General features: G+C 44.2%; 15 protein-coding genes and 4 tRNA genes. 18 read left to right on the top strand and 1 reads right to left on the bottom strand.

Going from position 1 to position 13,394, the window contains the following annotated elements; all coding sequences use genetic code 11:
- The 17 genes from IID12_07255 to IID12_07335 form a co-directional block, all read left to right on the top strand.
- Nucleotides 1-674 (top strand): amidohydrolase family protein (locus IID12_07255; protein MCH8288889.1); only part of this gene is annotated, 674 nt, incomplete at its 5' end.
- A gap of 12 nt (nt 675-686) precedes the next feature.
- Complete coding sequence (gene cysK / locus IID12_07260; GenBank protein ID MCH8288890.1) at nt 687-1,739, top strand: cysteine synthase A; 1,053 nt, start codon at nt 687-689, stop codon at nt 1,737-1,739.
- Nucleotides 1,740-1,749: 10 nt separating this feature from the next.
- Nucleotides 1,750-2,958 (top strand): YgeY family selenium metabolism-linked hydrolase, encoded by a 1,209-nt coding sequence (locus IID12_07265; protein MCH8288891.1) that lies wholly within the window; start codon nt 1,750-1,752, stop codon nt 2,956-2,958.
- Nucleotides 2,959-3,040: 82 nt separating this feature from the next.
- Nucleotides 3,041-3,652, top strand: coding sequence for a hypothetical protein (locus IID12_07270; GenBank protein MCH8288892.1), 612 nt, complete (start codon nt 3,041-3,043; stop codon nt 3,650-3,652).
- A 16-nt stretch (nt 3,653-3,668) separates the two neighbouring features.
- Nucleotides 3,669-4,643 carry an ornithine carbamoyltransferase gene (locus IID12_07275; protein MCH8288893.1) on the top strand — a complete coding sequence of 325 codons (975 nt, stop codon included), beginning with the start codon at nt 3,669-3,671 and terminating at the stop codon, nt 4,641-4,643.
- A 7-nt stretch (nt 4,644-4,650) separates the two neighbouring features.
- Nucleotides 4,651-5,871, top strand: a complete 1,221-nt coding sequence (locus IID12_07280) for a threonine synthase (protein MCH8288894.1) — start codon at nt 4,651-4,653, stop codon at nt 5,869-5,871.
- Nucleotides 5,843-6,349 carry a (2Fe-2S)-binding protein gene (locus IID12_07285; GenBank protein ID MCH8288895.1) on the top strand — a complete coding sequence of 169 codons (507 nt, stop codon included), beginning with the start codon at nt 5,843-5,845 and terminating at the stop codon, nt 6,347-6,349. Before IID12_07280 ends, IID12_07285 begins: the two co-directional genes overlap by 29 nt.
- Before the next feature lie 11 nt (nt 6,350-6,360).
- Nucleotides 6,361-6,879, top strand: a complete 519-nt coding sequence (locus IID12_07290) for an FAD binding domain-containing protein (GenBank protein MCH8288896.1) — start codon at nt 6,361-6,363, stop codon at nt 6,877-6,879.
- Nucleotides 6,880-6,912: 33 nt separating this feature from the next.
- Entirely contained in the window at nt 6,913-7,194 is a 282-nt protein-coding gene (locus IID12_07295) for a hypothetical protein (GenBank protein ID MCH8288897.1), read from the top strand.
- 169 nt (nt 7,195-7,363) lie between these two features.
- Nucleotides 7,364-9,007: a PAS domain-containing protein gene (locus IID12_07300; GenBank protein ID MCH8288898.1), complete on the top strand. Its 1,644-nt coding sequence runs from the start codon at nt 7,364-7,366 to the stop codon at nt 9,005-9,007.
- A 94-nt stretch (nt 9,008-9,101) separates the two neighbouring features.
- A tRNA-Met gene (locus IID12_07305) sits at nt 9,102-9,175 on the top strand.
- Between the two features lie 125 nt (nt 9,176-9,300).
- Complete coding sequence (locus tag IID12_07310; GenBank protein ID MCH8288899.1) at nt 9,301-9,744, top strand: lipocalin family protein; 444 nt, start codon at nt 9,301-9,303, stop codon at nt 9,742-9,744.
- Between the two features lie 712 nt (nt 9,745-10,456).
- A complete protein-coding gene (locus IID12_07315) occupies nt 10,457-10,597 on the top strand; it encodes a hypothetical protein (protein MCH8288900.1) in 141 nt (46 codons plus the stop codon).
- Between the two features lie 141 nt (nt 10,598-10,738).
- A complete protein-coding gene (locus tag IID12_07320; GenBank protein ID MCH8288901.1) occupies nt 10,739-11,605 on the top strand; it encodes a hypothetical protein in 867 nt (288 codons plus the stop codon).
- A 63-nt stretch (nt 11,606-11,668) separates the two neighbouring features.
- Nucleotides 11,669-11,741 (top strand) — tRNA-Gly (locus tag IID12_07325).
- Nucleotides 11,742-11,791: 50 nt separating this feature from the next.
- Nucleotides 11,792-11,864: transfer RNA gene (locus IID12_07330), tRNA-Cys, on the top strand.
- Between the two features lie 5 nt (nt 11,865-11,869).
- A tRNA-Leu gene (locus tag IID12_07335) sits at nt 11,870-11,954 on the top strand.
- Between the two features lie 86 nt (nt 11,955-12,040).
- Here IID12_07335 and IID12_07340 read toward each other — a convergent pair.
- Entirely contained in the window at nt 12,041-12,592 is a 552-nt protein-coding gene (locus IID12_07340; GenBank protein MCH8288902.1) for a hypothetical protein, read from the bottom strand.
- 313 nt (nt 12,593-12,905) lie between these two features.
- On the opposite strand from IID12_07340, the gene IID12_07345 reads away from it, so the two are divergent.
- Entirely contained in the window at nt 12,906-13,259 is a 354-nt protein-coding gene (locus IID12_07345; GenBank protein MCH8288903.1) for a hypothetical protein, read from the top strand.
- Nucleotides 13,260-13,394: the final 135 nt, after the last annotated feature.

The following is a 13,394-nucleotide window of genomic DNA, read 5'->3' on the forward strand; positions in this document are numbered from 1 at the left end:
GTGATAAGGGATTTCATATTCATGTAGCCGAGGATAGGGCGGACTTGGATGACGCAAGGCAGAAATACAATATGAGTACGGTTGCAAGATTAGCGGCAAAGGGGATATTGAACGAGAAATCTATCGCAGCGCATTGTGTTCACCTGGTGGATGGAGATGTTGATCTGCTGAAAGATTCGGGTGTCATGGTGACTCATCAGCCTTTGTCGAATGCCAACAATGCTGTCGGAAGAGCAGAAATTCCGGTTCTGCTGAAAGAGAAAGTCAGGGTAGCGCTCGGCACGGACAGTTACACGCATAATATGCTGGAGGAGGCTCATTTTGCCCTTTTGAATCATGACGCTGAAAACGGCGGTCCGCTCTCCGTTTCTGATGTGACCTTAATGTTGAGTGAAAACGCCTGCGCCGCCTCAGGTTATCTTGGAGTGAAGTTGGGTCTGATTGCAAAAGGGTATGAAGCAGATTTTGCGATCTACGATTATTCGCCGCCCACGCCGGTCAGCGAAACGAATTTCAACTCTCACATATTTTATGGTTTAAGATCGATTCTTCCGAAAAGTGTATTCGCCAAGGGGGAAAAGATCGTGGATGATTATAAAATGACTAAAGTCAATGAAGAAGAAATTTACGAGAAATCACGCGCGGCTGCAAAAGCGCTCTGGGATAGAATGTGAGGGGAGGAGAATATGACGGTTAACATCAATTGGAATTCCGCATCTAAAGCAACGAACAGCGTCCTGGATATGGTAGGACGAACGCCGCTCGTCAGGCTGAACAGAGTGAGCGATGAAACGGGCGCCGATATCTACGCGAAGATCGAGTGGTTCAGCATGTCGGGGAGTCTCAAAGACCGGATCTATAAGCGGATGTTCGAGGAAGCCGAGGCAAGAGGCGACCTGAAACCGGGAATGACGGTATTGGAATGCTCGACGGGAAACGCCGGGATAGCCTGCTCGTTCGTTTCGGCAGTGAAGGGATATAAATGCATTATCGTGATGCCGGAGGGGATGAGCGAAGAACGGAAGAAACTTGACATCGCCTATGGATCGGAGATGGTGTACACACCGGGAGGGGAAAGCGACGTTGATCTGGCTCTCGAAAAATTGGAAGAGATTCGCAGCGCCGACCCGGAAAAATACTGGGTTCCCGCTCAGTTCGACAACGAGGACAATATAGCGGCTCATGAATCCTCAACGGGACCGGAGATTTGGGAGCAAATGGACGGGAAGATAGATATTTTCGTCGCATCACAGGGAACGGGCGGTACTCTTACCGGAGTCGGCAAATATCTAAAGAGCGTCGGTTCAAAGGTTCAGTTGTATGCGGTCGAGCCGTCTGAATGTCCGCTGTTATCGAAGAGGGAGTGGGGTGAGCATAAGATAGAAGGAATCGGAGACGGTTTCGTGCCGAGGAACCTGCACCTTGAACTTCTGAACGGGATCGTAACCACTACTTCCGACGAGTCGATGGAAATGGCGCGGAGACTGGCGAAAGATGAAGGGTTGTTCTGCGGAATTTCAAGCGGATGCAACGTCGTTGCCGCGGTTAAACTCGCAAGGAAATTTCCCGAAGCAAAGCGGATAGTTACTATGCTGAACGACACCGGGCAGAGATATTTTTCAACTGAACTTTTCGGAGAGACGAAAGTGGTTGAAGTTCCGGACAGAGAACATCCGATGGATGAATATACCAAGCAGGAGCTGGACAAATATCAGTCCGGATGGACCATAGTAGATTGAGGGGCAGTGGATGAGCGGAAAACAGATAGGGGAGGCTGAAAAAATCCGGGAGGAAATGGTCTCTTTTTTGAGGGATATAGTGGAAATACCGAGCCCGAGCTGCGAAGAAAAGGAAGTGGCGGACAGGACGAAGAGCGAGATGGAACGGCTCGAATATGACGAAGTCAAGATAGACAGTTTCGGGAATGTGTTGGGAAGAATCGGAAACGGCGAAAAGATCATTTTATATGACTCTCATATGGATACGGTGGGAATCGGCGACCCCGAAGCGTGGGCTCACGATCCTTATAAGGGCAAGGTAGAGGACGGAATTGTATACGGCAGGGGGACGGGAGATAACAAGGGCGGATTGGCGTCGATGGTCTATGGCGGCGCACTGGCAAAAAAGATGGGAGCGCTTGATGGAGTAACGTTATACGTTGTCGGCTCCGCGCAGGAGGAATCATGTGACGGATTAGCCTATAAAACCATAATCACCGAAGACGGTCTGCGACCCGATGTGGTAGTGCTTGGCGAGTGCACCGGTTTGAAAATATATCGGGGTCAGCGCGGCAGAATGGAGATTACCGTCACTACGAGAGGCAAGTCGAGCCATGCAAGCGCGCCGGACAGAGGCGAAAATGCGATATACAAAATGATGAATATCATCAAGGGGATCGAAAGACTGAACCAGAACTTGAGAGATGACGATTTTCTCGGAAAGGGAACTGTCGCCGTGACGAAGATGGAAGTAGATACTCCATCCCTGAACGCCATACCGGATAAGGCGGTGATTTACATTGACAGGCGGCTGACAGCGGGAGAAACGAAGGAGTCCGCAATGGCGGAAATTGAAGATATTGCCGGCGGGGAGGGAGAAGTGGAGATACTCCAATACAAAGCGACGTCTTATACAGGCAAAAAAGCCGGAATGGAAAAATATTATCCTGCATGGCATTTAGATCCGGAGCATCATGCTCTCAAATCAGCCGAATCGGCTTTTAAAGAGATTTTCGGCGAGGAGCCTGTGGTTGACAAATGGACGTTCAGCACAAACGGCGTTTACACCGCCGGGATAGAGGGGATTCCGACTTTCGGTCTGGGCCCGTCGGTCGAGGAGGTAACGCATTCGGTCGACGATCAGGTAAGTATTGACGATCTGGTCAGAGCCGCGGCTTTTTATGCCGGCTATCCGGCTTTTTTTTACAAGTCACAGCGAATAAATACTGGGATAATATAAACTGAATACGATTGAAGATATTGATAAAGAAATGAAGATTAGAGATTCGTTTCTAGAGTAGATTCATCCAAATATATGGTTGATGAATAATCATAAATGGGCTTATTATTGCTGGGAAAATTTTAAATTGACTAACAATTCTAATTCTCGCTATAGATTAGTTCATTTGGATTTCCATTGGGATGGAATAAACGATTTCCAGAAAGAGTCAAGATTAGAACAATTAACGAATATTGAATCCATAGAAGATATTAAGGAGTTGGTTGATCAAGGGCAGTTAATTAAGCACGATTCGTTTATTGCACCTGGAATAATTAGAAAAATAATAAGTGAGATTCATTTCTATTGCCTCCAAGATGATACAGAGGAGGGTATCGACGACTCTTTACTAAATGAATATTATTGTACTCAATACAAGCACAATGATATTGATGCTTTAATTAGTCATAATTTTACGGAAGACATTTTTTTTAATCTGGATCTGGATCTATTTAATAAAGAAGAATATTGGATGAAAGGTGATTTATGGGAAGAAAACGATATTGTAGAATTTATTAATAAGTGTTCAGGGATTATTGCTACTTCTTCATTAGTAACAATAGCAAAATCACCAGGGTATTCAGGTACGAAAGAAGATACAAATCATTTAACCGATCTAGTAATACCCCAAATAATTAAATACTTTAATGGGTAAATAAGGAGAACACTGTTTGGATTTAAAAGGCAAAGACTATATAGAAACGGCTGATTGGAGCAACGAGGAACTTGAAGAGTTGCTGCGTCTTGCGGGAGAGTTGAAGGATGATTTCAAAAACGGAAGAGCGCACAGACATCTGCCCGATAAAACACTCTTTATGCTTTTTTTCGACAAATCCACCCGCACGCGGAACTCCTTCGAGGCGGGTATAACTCAGTTAGGGGGGCATGCGCATTTCATAGAGTCGGAGACCTCACAACTCGCTCACGGGGAGAGTCCTAAGGATATGGGCATAATATTATCGAGCTACGGTCACGGCATAGCGATCCGGCATGACCTGTTACCGGGAGTGGGGAACGCGTATTTGAGGGAAGTGGCGGAACATGCCGAAGTCCCTGTCATAAATATGCAGTGCGATGTCGACCATCCGTGTCAGACTATCGCCGACCTTATGACCATCAGGGAGATGTTCGGAAATGACCTCAAGGGTCGGAAAATCGGAGTCAGCTGGGCTTACGCGCCGTCATACGCCAAGCCGATGTCTGTTCCGCAGGGACTGATAACTCTAATGCCCCGATTCGGAATGGACGTTGTCCTCGCTCATCCGCCCGAATTCAAGCTTATGCCCGAAATGATAGAAAAAGCTGAAAAGTATGCCGATGAAAACGGTACGAAATTCGAGGTAGCCGATTCTATGGAAGCAGCCTTTGAAGACGCTGATGTTGTCTATCCAAAGAGCTGGGGATGTATAGACCTCTTCGAAAAACCTGAAGAATCGCTTGAGCTGTCAAAGAAATACCGGGATTGGATTTGCGACGAGGGTTTAATGAAGCTTACAAAAGATGAATCCGTTTACATGCATTGTCTTCCCGCTGACAGAGGAAATGAGGTAACGAATGACGTGATAGACGGTAAACGGTCTGTCGTTTACCAAGAAGCAGAGAACAGGATGCACACATGCAAGTCTATCATGACTCTTACGATGTGAGATTTAATTGACTTCCGTTATAAAATTAGAATGCATAGAGTGCGGCGAATCTGTTGATCCCGAAGGTGTTCATTACCTATGCGCGAATTGCAGTGGCGATTTAGAGGTGATTTATGATTACGACGCCGTCAAAAAAGAGTGGAAAGATTCCAAAATTGCCGAGAGCGCCGAGATGTCGATGTGGAGATATGCTCCTCTCTTGCCGGTGGAACCGGTTTCGCTCGGAGGTTTGCAGGTAGGATGGACTCCGCTTATAGAAAGCGTTCGATTGGGCAAAGAACTCGGGATTCCCGGTCTTTACTTGAAAGACGATACGCAAAATCCGACAGCATCGTTAAAAGACAGGGCAACTGCGATCGCCCTCGCCCGCTGCGAAGTGAACGGCGCTGAGATAGTTACCTGCGCATCAACGGGAAACGCGGCATCGTCTCTTGCAGGGCTTGGTGCCGCTGTCGGGATGAGAGTAAAAATTTTCGTGCCTGAGACGGCGCCGTCTACAAAGGTATCCCAAATGCTCCTGTATGGCGCCGATGTGTACAAAATAAAGGGGAGTTACGGCGATGCCTTCGACCTTTGCGTGAAGGCTACAAATGAGTTCGGATGGTACAACAGGAATTCCGGGTTCAACCCGTACATGTCAGAAGGAAAAAAAACCGCCGCATATGAAATTTGCGAACAGTTAGACTGGGAGGTTCCGGACGTTATAATCGTTCCGGTGGGAGACGGATGTATAATCAGCGGCGTATATAAGGGATTATATGATCTGCTCGAGATCGGGGTCATTGACAGACTACCCCGCCTGATAGCCGTTCAATCGGAAGGAGCGAATTCAATCGTGGAGGCGTTCGAGGGGGATGGAGAGATAAAAGCGGCGAACGGTAACACCATCGCTGATGGAATTGCGGTAAAGATGCCCCGCGACGGGGTTAAAGCTCTACGTGCAATAAAGAAAACAAATGGGTACGCCGTTGCAGTGTCGGATGAAGAGATTCTTGAGGCGGTAAGATCATTGTCATCGAAGGCGGGAATATTCGTTGAACCTTCCGCCGCCGCTACGTTAGCCGGATTACGTAAATCCCTTGAGATCAAGGTGTTGACTAAAGATGAAAAGATAGTGCTTCTGCTGACAGGGCATGGCCTTAAAGCCCCGGATGCAGCCATCGGAACTATGAAAGCAACTCTGATAGAACCCGATATATCTGAAGTGCGAAAGAAAGAGCCGGTCTGAATTGTCTCCATATAAAGTAAAGCTTAATATAAACGGTATATCTTACACTAAAAGAGTGGTTAGTCGAAGGTTACTAATTGATTTTATTCGCGAAGATCTACATCTTACGGGGACCAAAGAAGCTTGCGGCGAAGGGGAATGCGGCTCCTGCACGGTTATTATGAACGGCGAGGCGGTTAACTCGTGTCTGATTTTGGCGGTAGAGGCAGATGGAGCGGATATCACGACCATAGAGGGATTGGAGATCAACGGTAATCTTGACTCGATCCAGCAGGGATTCGTAGATGAGCATGGTGTGCAATGCGGTTTTTGTATTCCGGGGTTCATAATGACAGCTCGGGCTGCTATTGACGCGAAACCCGGGATGAAAAAGTCGGAGATTCCGGCTGCTGTTGCAGGAAATCTATGTCGATGCACCGGATATACGAAAATCTTCAAGTCGATTGAAAAAGCGCTCAAATTAGAGAAAAAAAGTTGAATTACATTAAGATGAAAAATAAACGGGAATTGCTTCAACTGCTCGCAAAGCCTTCATATAAGAAGGTGAACAGCTTTATTCTCGCGGGAGGTACGGATCTTATAGTCAGCATGGAGCATTTCGGACTCGATCCGGATCTGCTTGTGGACGCAAAAGGGATAAAATCGTTGAGCGGAATAGGTAAATCGGGAAACAGGGTGCGTATCGGTTCTTTCACAACGGTTACGGAATTACTTCATTCGGATTTAATTGCGGAAGCCGCGCCGCTGTTGCGTGAGGCGGCGGCAGCATTTGCCGCCGATCAGATTCGCAATCGTTCCACGATAGGCGGAAATATTTGTAATGCTTCGCCCGCAGGCGATCTGATCCCTCCGCTTTACGCCCTTGAAGCGAAGCTCAAACTTGAATCGTCCAAAGGAAGCAGAACACTGAGCATAGAGAATTTTTTTAAAGGACCCGGAAAAACGGTGTTGAAACCGAACGAATTATTGAGTGAAATCTCGTTCAGCGCTGTTCCTTCCAGCAGGTAGAGTCTGTTTTATAAATTAGGCCAGCGCGAATCGATGGCGATAGCGGTTGTATCGATCGCAACTGTGTTTGATTTAGAAAAAGAAAAATATAAAAATGTAAGGATCGGACTGGGCGCGGTGGCGCCTACTGTTATCAGAGCGTACAGGACAGAAAAATTCCTCGAAGGGAAGGTAGCGAGTGAAGAAAACGCTGAAGAAGCCGGAAAGATAGCCTCAGAGGAATCTTCTCCGATTTCAGACGTGCGGGGCAGCGCTGAATACAGACGGTTAATGATTGAACGTCTTGCCAAAGAATTATTATTGAATCGAAAGTAAAAACCTTATAAGTATATAAATAACAACAACATAATACCATTTTTATGAAGAATTTTTCCATCTTGACGCAAATCACGGCAAATGTGGTTATAATTGACCCTCGTCACGAATTGAACAAATTCGTGTCCCTCGTCACGTCTTACACGCATATTGAAGTTAGCTTTTTCGTATGAATTTGAAAAATATGAATATGGTGAGTCTCTGGTTAGCGTTCGCGGCTGCGTTCTGGATAATCGATGCAGTAGTGGACGCGGTGGTGTTCAATGAAGGCTCGATATTCAATCAGATTTTCCAGCCCGGAACTGACGATATTATTCTAAGGTTGATAATTGCGCTGATATTTATCCTGATAGGAGGATACACTCAGGGGAGTAAGTCTGAGACCAAAGATTATTCAACCGGTACCACAGAAGAGATGCAAATTCTCCAGAATATAATCGACAACCTTCCCCATCTGATATTCTGGAAGAACACGGACTTGATATTTCTTGGCTGTAACAAGAAGTTCGCAAATGAATTAGGATTACGTAGTCCTGCTGAAATTATCGGTAAGTCCGACTTCGAGCTGTTATCGAACCCGAAGGATGCTGAAATATTCAGAGAAAACGACCGGAAAGTTCTCGATACGGGAATTCCGGAGATCCATACGAGTTCGAGAGAAATTAACTCAGAAGGAGACGAGATCTGGCTCGAGATAAACAGAATGCCTCTTTACGACGCAAAGGGAAAGATAATCGGGGTATTGGGCACCAGCGAAGATATTACGTACCGAAAGAAAGCCGAAAAGGAAAACTTGAAGCTATCGCAAACATTAAGCGACCGTGTTAAGGAACTCACGTCTCTTTATGCTATCGACAGGGCTATTGAGAGCGGTCATGACCTATCTGTTATTTTGGACGAAATCAGCGATATAATCGTAAGCGCTCTCCGGTATCCGGAAAAAGCATGGCTCAGAATTACGATAAAAGACCGAATTCACAACGTAAATAAGGAATTTATCGATGAGTCCTCATTCATCTCCGGGGAATTAAAAGTTCACGGTGAACCGGTAGGTTCCGTCGACGTCGGGTACAAAGACGGCATCAAGAACTCGACAGAAGAGATCGATCTTGTGACCGCAGTATCAGGGAGAGTCGGCAGGCTTATTGAAAGATTGGACCTTCAGGATAAGATGATAGAAAAAGAAAGGTATGAATCAACTCAAAAATTGGCAGCGGCAGTTGCTCACGAGATAAGTCAACCTCTTCAATCTCTTACGATAATTTCGGATCTTGCCAAGAGCAACTGGGGAGAGAACACCCATCTTTTAGATGGCATTCCCGAGCAGCTCAAAAGGATTTCCTTACTGGTTGAAAAAATGCTGAACCTCACCACTGTGGAAACTATGGATTACGCCGGAGGGGTGGAGATAGTCGATATTCTGAAATCGGGAGGCGGATCAGCGCCGAAGAGCAGAAAAGTGCTGGTTATTGATGATAATGACGCTGTCCTGAACCTTCTCGTCGAGGTGATACAAAAGCAAGGCTATGAAGTCGAATCGGCATCTACAGGGGAGAATGGTCTAAGCCTTATCAAGGAAAACAGTTACGGTTTGATATTGTGCGACATTAAACTGCCTGATATAAACGGATTTGAGATATTTGAGCAAGTAATTGAAGATTTAGAAGATAGCGCGTTCACGTTTATGTCAGGCTACATTGTAGGTGAGGATAATATTGAACTGATCAACAAATCAAACGGATTTATGAAAAAACCGTTTACGGTTGAGGAAGTACAGAATTTACTCGACCGTGTTTTTGAGAATAAAGATTAACATCATTCACGAATCTATCGAACCAACTTCAGGCGTGTTCGTTTAAATATGAGTTGCCATTCTTAAGGGCTGCGATTATTTTTGCACCGCAATCGGCGGGGTAGCTCAGTTGGTAAGAGCGACGGACTCATAACCCGTAGGTCGGCGGTTCGATTCCGCCCCCCGCTACTCAGGCTATATTCTTGGCAGTTTATATTTTGTTAAGTATATTTCACGCCTATTTGAACAAGATGGAAGTGTGGGAGGAGTAATGTCAATGTTCTTGAAAAAACAATTAATCGAAGGAGGAATCCATGGATAAATCAGTAGTTCAAAAACTCATTATATTGCTATTTCTGGCATTCTTACCGTTTTCTGCATATAGTAATGATGACCATCCTGCAGCTCCGGGAGCTAACAAATTGATAGGTATCTGGAAGCTCTATGAAACCACCACTTTTTATGGGTCGCTAACAGACCCCGATTCTTCGAACGTGACTACCCTCAGCAGTGATTTCAATTTTACCCTTACTATAAAAGATGATAACACGTGGAGTATAGATTTCGTTTCCTTTGGTGAAACAGAAAGTAGTTCGGGAACATGGTCGAGTAGTGGAAATACAATCACTATCAAAGAGGAGGGTGAACCGGAGGAGTCATCTGATTACTCTATATCGGGTAATAAGCTTACTGTAACAAGCAGTGAGACAATAGATGGTTTCACAACTATTGAAGTAAGTGTGTTTATTCGACAATAATTCTCTTTGAATATATTTGTGCTTGTTTTGATGCAAAAGTTGTTAAAATAGATTAATTATAACATCAGTTTTAGGAAGTTTTTCGACACCTATTTATTCCTGAGTTGGATGTTGCAATTAATCTACATATCTCATCGAAGATGAGATTATTTTTCTAATTCTGACCTTTTAAAGTCTGATTAACCTTAATTGTTGTAAATTAGAGGTTTAGGGTTATATTTATCTTCCTTAAAGTTTATAATAATTGAATAATGTGCGCAAGTATTATTTATTATCAGAACAATATAATATTACTTGTTTATAAGATATATATTTAGTAATATAAACGTGCAGAATCTTAAGGCAGGATATCTCGCAGGAAAAGGAATCTCAGTGATCATGTTTGTGAGAGTAAAAAAAACCGAAAAGCATGAATATCTCCAAATCGTCGAGAATACCAGAGTAGGTAAAAATACTCGACAGCGTGTATTATTCTCGCTCGGTCGGATCGATCAACCAAGAACTAAGGAAAGGATACAAAGGTTGCTTGATTCGCTGAACGGAGGACTTAAAAAGCTTAAAAATTAGCTCTTTTAATTCAGGGCTAAGTTCTATCACTCCGATATTAATTCAAATATTCGGACGATTCATTGCATTCTCAAAATAGTTAGTTGCTTATTTAGCTCTGACTAACTAATATTTTCAACGTAAAGGCATAACGTGATATATGATTATGAAAGCTTTCTACATAATAGCGCTGTTCTCATTGATCACTTCGATTGATTCGTGTAACGCTAAAAACGGCAAATCGACCGGTGAGCTGTCGATAATATTTACCGGGAACGTCAACGGCGAGATAGAACCGTGCGGCTGAAAGACTAACCCTTCCGGCGGTCTCGCCAGGAAAGCCGATTATCTGAATAGTCTCAGGAAAGAGGGCAGGAACGTCCTCATTTTTGACAGCGGCGATCTCTTTTTTCAAAAAGAATTTCTTGAAGATACGACCAAAAACGAGATGGCGGCTAAGGCAGGCTTGATCCTCGACTCGTTCAATGAGATGAAGACCACAGCGATAAATATCGGAGACGATGATTTCATACTTGGAACAGAATTTTTGATCTCATTGAGAAATCGCGCGAATTTTCCGTTCATTTCTGCCAATCTCTATACTAAGGAGTATCAAAAACCACTCTTTGAACAATACCTGATTCGGGAAGTGGGAGGGATCAGATTAGGAATAATCGGAGTCGCATGGGACGGAGGGAATTTTCCTTCGACAATAGACGTTCTCGATCCGATAACGAAAGCGAGAGAAATTATCTCAAAAATCAGCGGCGAAGTAGATATCATTGTCGCGCTGACGCATATGCCGTTAAAAGTCGAGATGTCATTTTTAGACTCCCTGCCGGAAATAGATTTCGCTATCGGCGGGCATGACGGTAAGAGTCATATCAAACCGAAGTTAGTCGGCGGGCGCGGAATATATAAAGCAGGTGCGGAGGGACAAAATCTCGGTAAAATAGACCTCGCTTACGAGAAGAGGGATGAAAATATAAAAGAGTTGTCAGCAATATTCTTGAACCTCAAACGCGTTGAAACAAACCTGGGCAGGTTAGAAGACGGGCTGAGGGGAAGCACCATAGAGGAAAGATATGAGGAGAATAAACCGGAAGCAGCCAAAATCGAGGAGCTGAAAGCTAAAAAGAAAAATCTTCTTGAGAGTATAAATAGTTCTGTCAACACAGCCTCTTTCAGCATTATAAAGTTATCCGGTGAGTACCCGTCAGATGAAACTATCGATTCGTATGTGCAGGAATTCCGTAAATATTTTCCTGCGGTTGAAAAAGCTGATGAATTAGAAGAAGAGTTGCTGATAGATTAGGATTTGATAATGAAATATTTTGCTTGCATGAATTCAGATGGATATTAACTTTTCAGTGTGAATGCGAGAGTAGCTCAGCTGGTAGAGCTCCACGTTGCCAACGTGGTTGTCGCGAGTTCGAATCTCGTCTCTCGCTCTCGGATTTAGTTAATGAATCCGCCCTTGACATGGCGGATTTCTTTTTTCGGCGACGTACCCAAATGGCTAAGGGAAGGGTTTGCAAAACCCTCTTTCACCGGTTCGAATCCGGTCGTCGCCTCAAGAGCCGGGGTGGCGAAACAGGTAGACGCAAGGGACTTAAAATCCCTCGGTCGTATAGACCATGCGGGTTCGAGTCCCGCCCCCGGCACTCATAACCTTTTAATATCAACACTTTTCAGTCATTAAATATCTACATGGGGCTGATATGTGCCCGGATGAACGAGAAGAAATTGCTTACAGCAGTTTTAATGCGAAATAAGTAATAAGGTATATAGTACTTATCAATCCTACTATGAAGAAATAATATATTATTAGTTTAAATGTTCTGGAAAGGACAGGTGCTAACCATACAGCAATCGATTTAGCCTCGCCTTCGTCTGAATTGACGCTGTAAAAAATCTGATCAACGGTAATGGTGGGAGAATAAAGATAGCTTATAGTGATCTCCTCTTTTGGCCTTAAAATCGGGAAAAGAATTTCGCTTCCCTCATTTGGTAGGGGTTTTATCTCATATTGCACAGGAGGATATACGCTGAAATCGGGTAAGTACTGATGGGAGACTCTTACATTATTCGCTGATTTTTTTCCTTCATTCCGAATAATCAAAGAATGCGTATGAACATCAATTGGACTTCCACCAGTTGGATGAGACTTAAAAGCCGATACATGGCCCCAATGAACAATCAGTTTAGGCCTCCTCTGGAGGAATTCATTCAAGGCAGCACCGATGAAAGCCGCTATTATAGGACTGGCAATGACCGCTATAAGATCCCAATTAGGTTGCATAAATATCCTCCCTTTATGATAGAAATATACTGCCTATTTAATTATTCTGTCAATATTTATCTCCACTCGGTATAGTGGTGTCAGGATACAATTTCAACATATGGTGTTTTTATCTTGTATGTTACCCACAAGTCGAGTATCTTACTAGTTTTGGATGAGTAACGCATAGATTTCTCCTGTTATCGGTCAGGAGGCAAAATGAAACATAACCGATCTTCCCAGTTCCGGAGAAGTAAAACATCGGAACGACAGGTGAATCCTCGTCGGATGTTAGAGTCGCGGGTATGATTGTATCAGGAAAAGAGCTATAACCATGCCCGAGAGGATTAGACATAAGAAAAGCAGACCCACTATATGGGCTCGGGACAGTGTTTTCTCACCTCCCGGATTCGATATAGTGGGCTTTTTTATGGGAAAAATTAAAAAAGGAGGAATCATAATGATTTTAAAATGCTGGACAGTAGATGATGAAGAGGCAGAGCAAGCTAAAATCATCCGAATGGAGTATGCAGATGGAGAGATCAATTTACTTGAGACATTCTCACCCAAATTAGTTGACATACCCCTTCCATCAGAGGAGGCATTTATTGGTACAAATTTTAACACGGATGCTATAAGGTGGGCTTCATTCGAAACTAAGTCTCAATTAGTCTGGATTGGTCTCTGAAATGGGAATTATATGGCATCAATTCCTGTAAGCTCTTGAGTATCAGGGGGACGACGTTCTTAAGAACTGCTGCCTACTGAAATTGTTGTTAGAATCGGCATTACCGGACTCCGGAGGAGTTACTTCGTAACAAAC

This window comes from Candidatus Neomarinimicrobiota bacterium, assembly GCA_022567655.1.
Classification (GTDB): Bacteria; Fidelibacterota; SORT01; order SORT01; family SORT01; genus JADFGO01.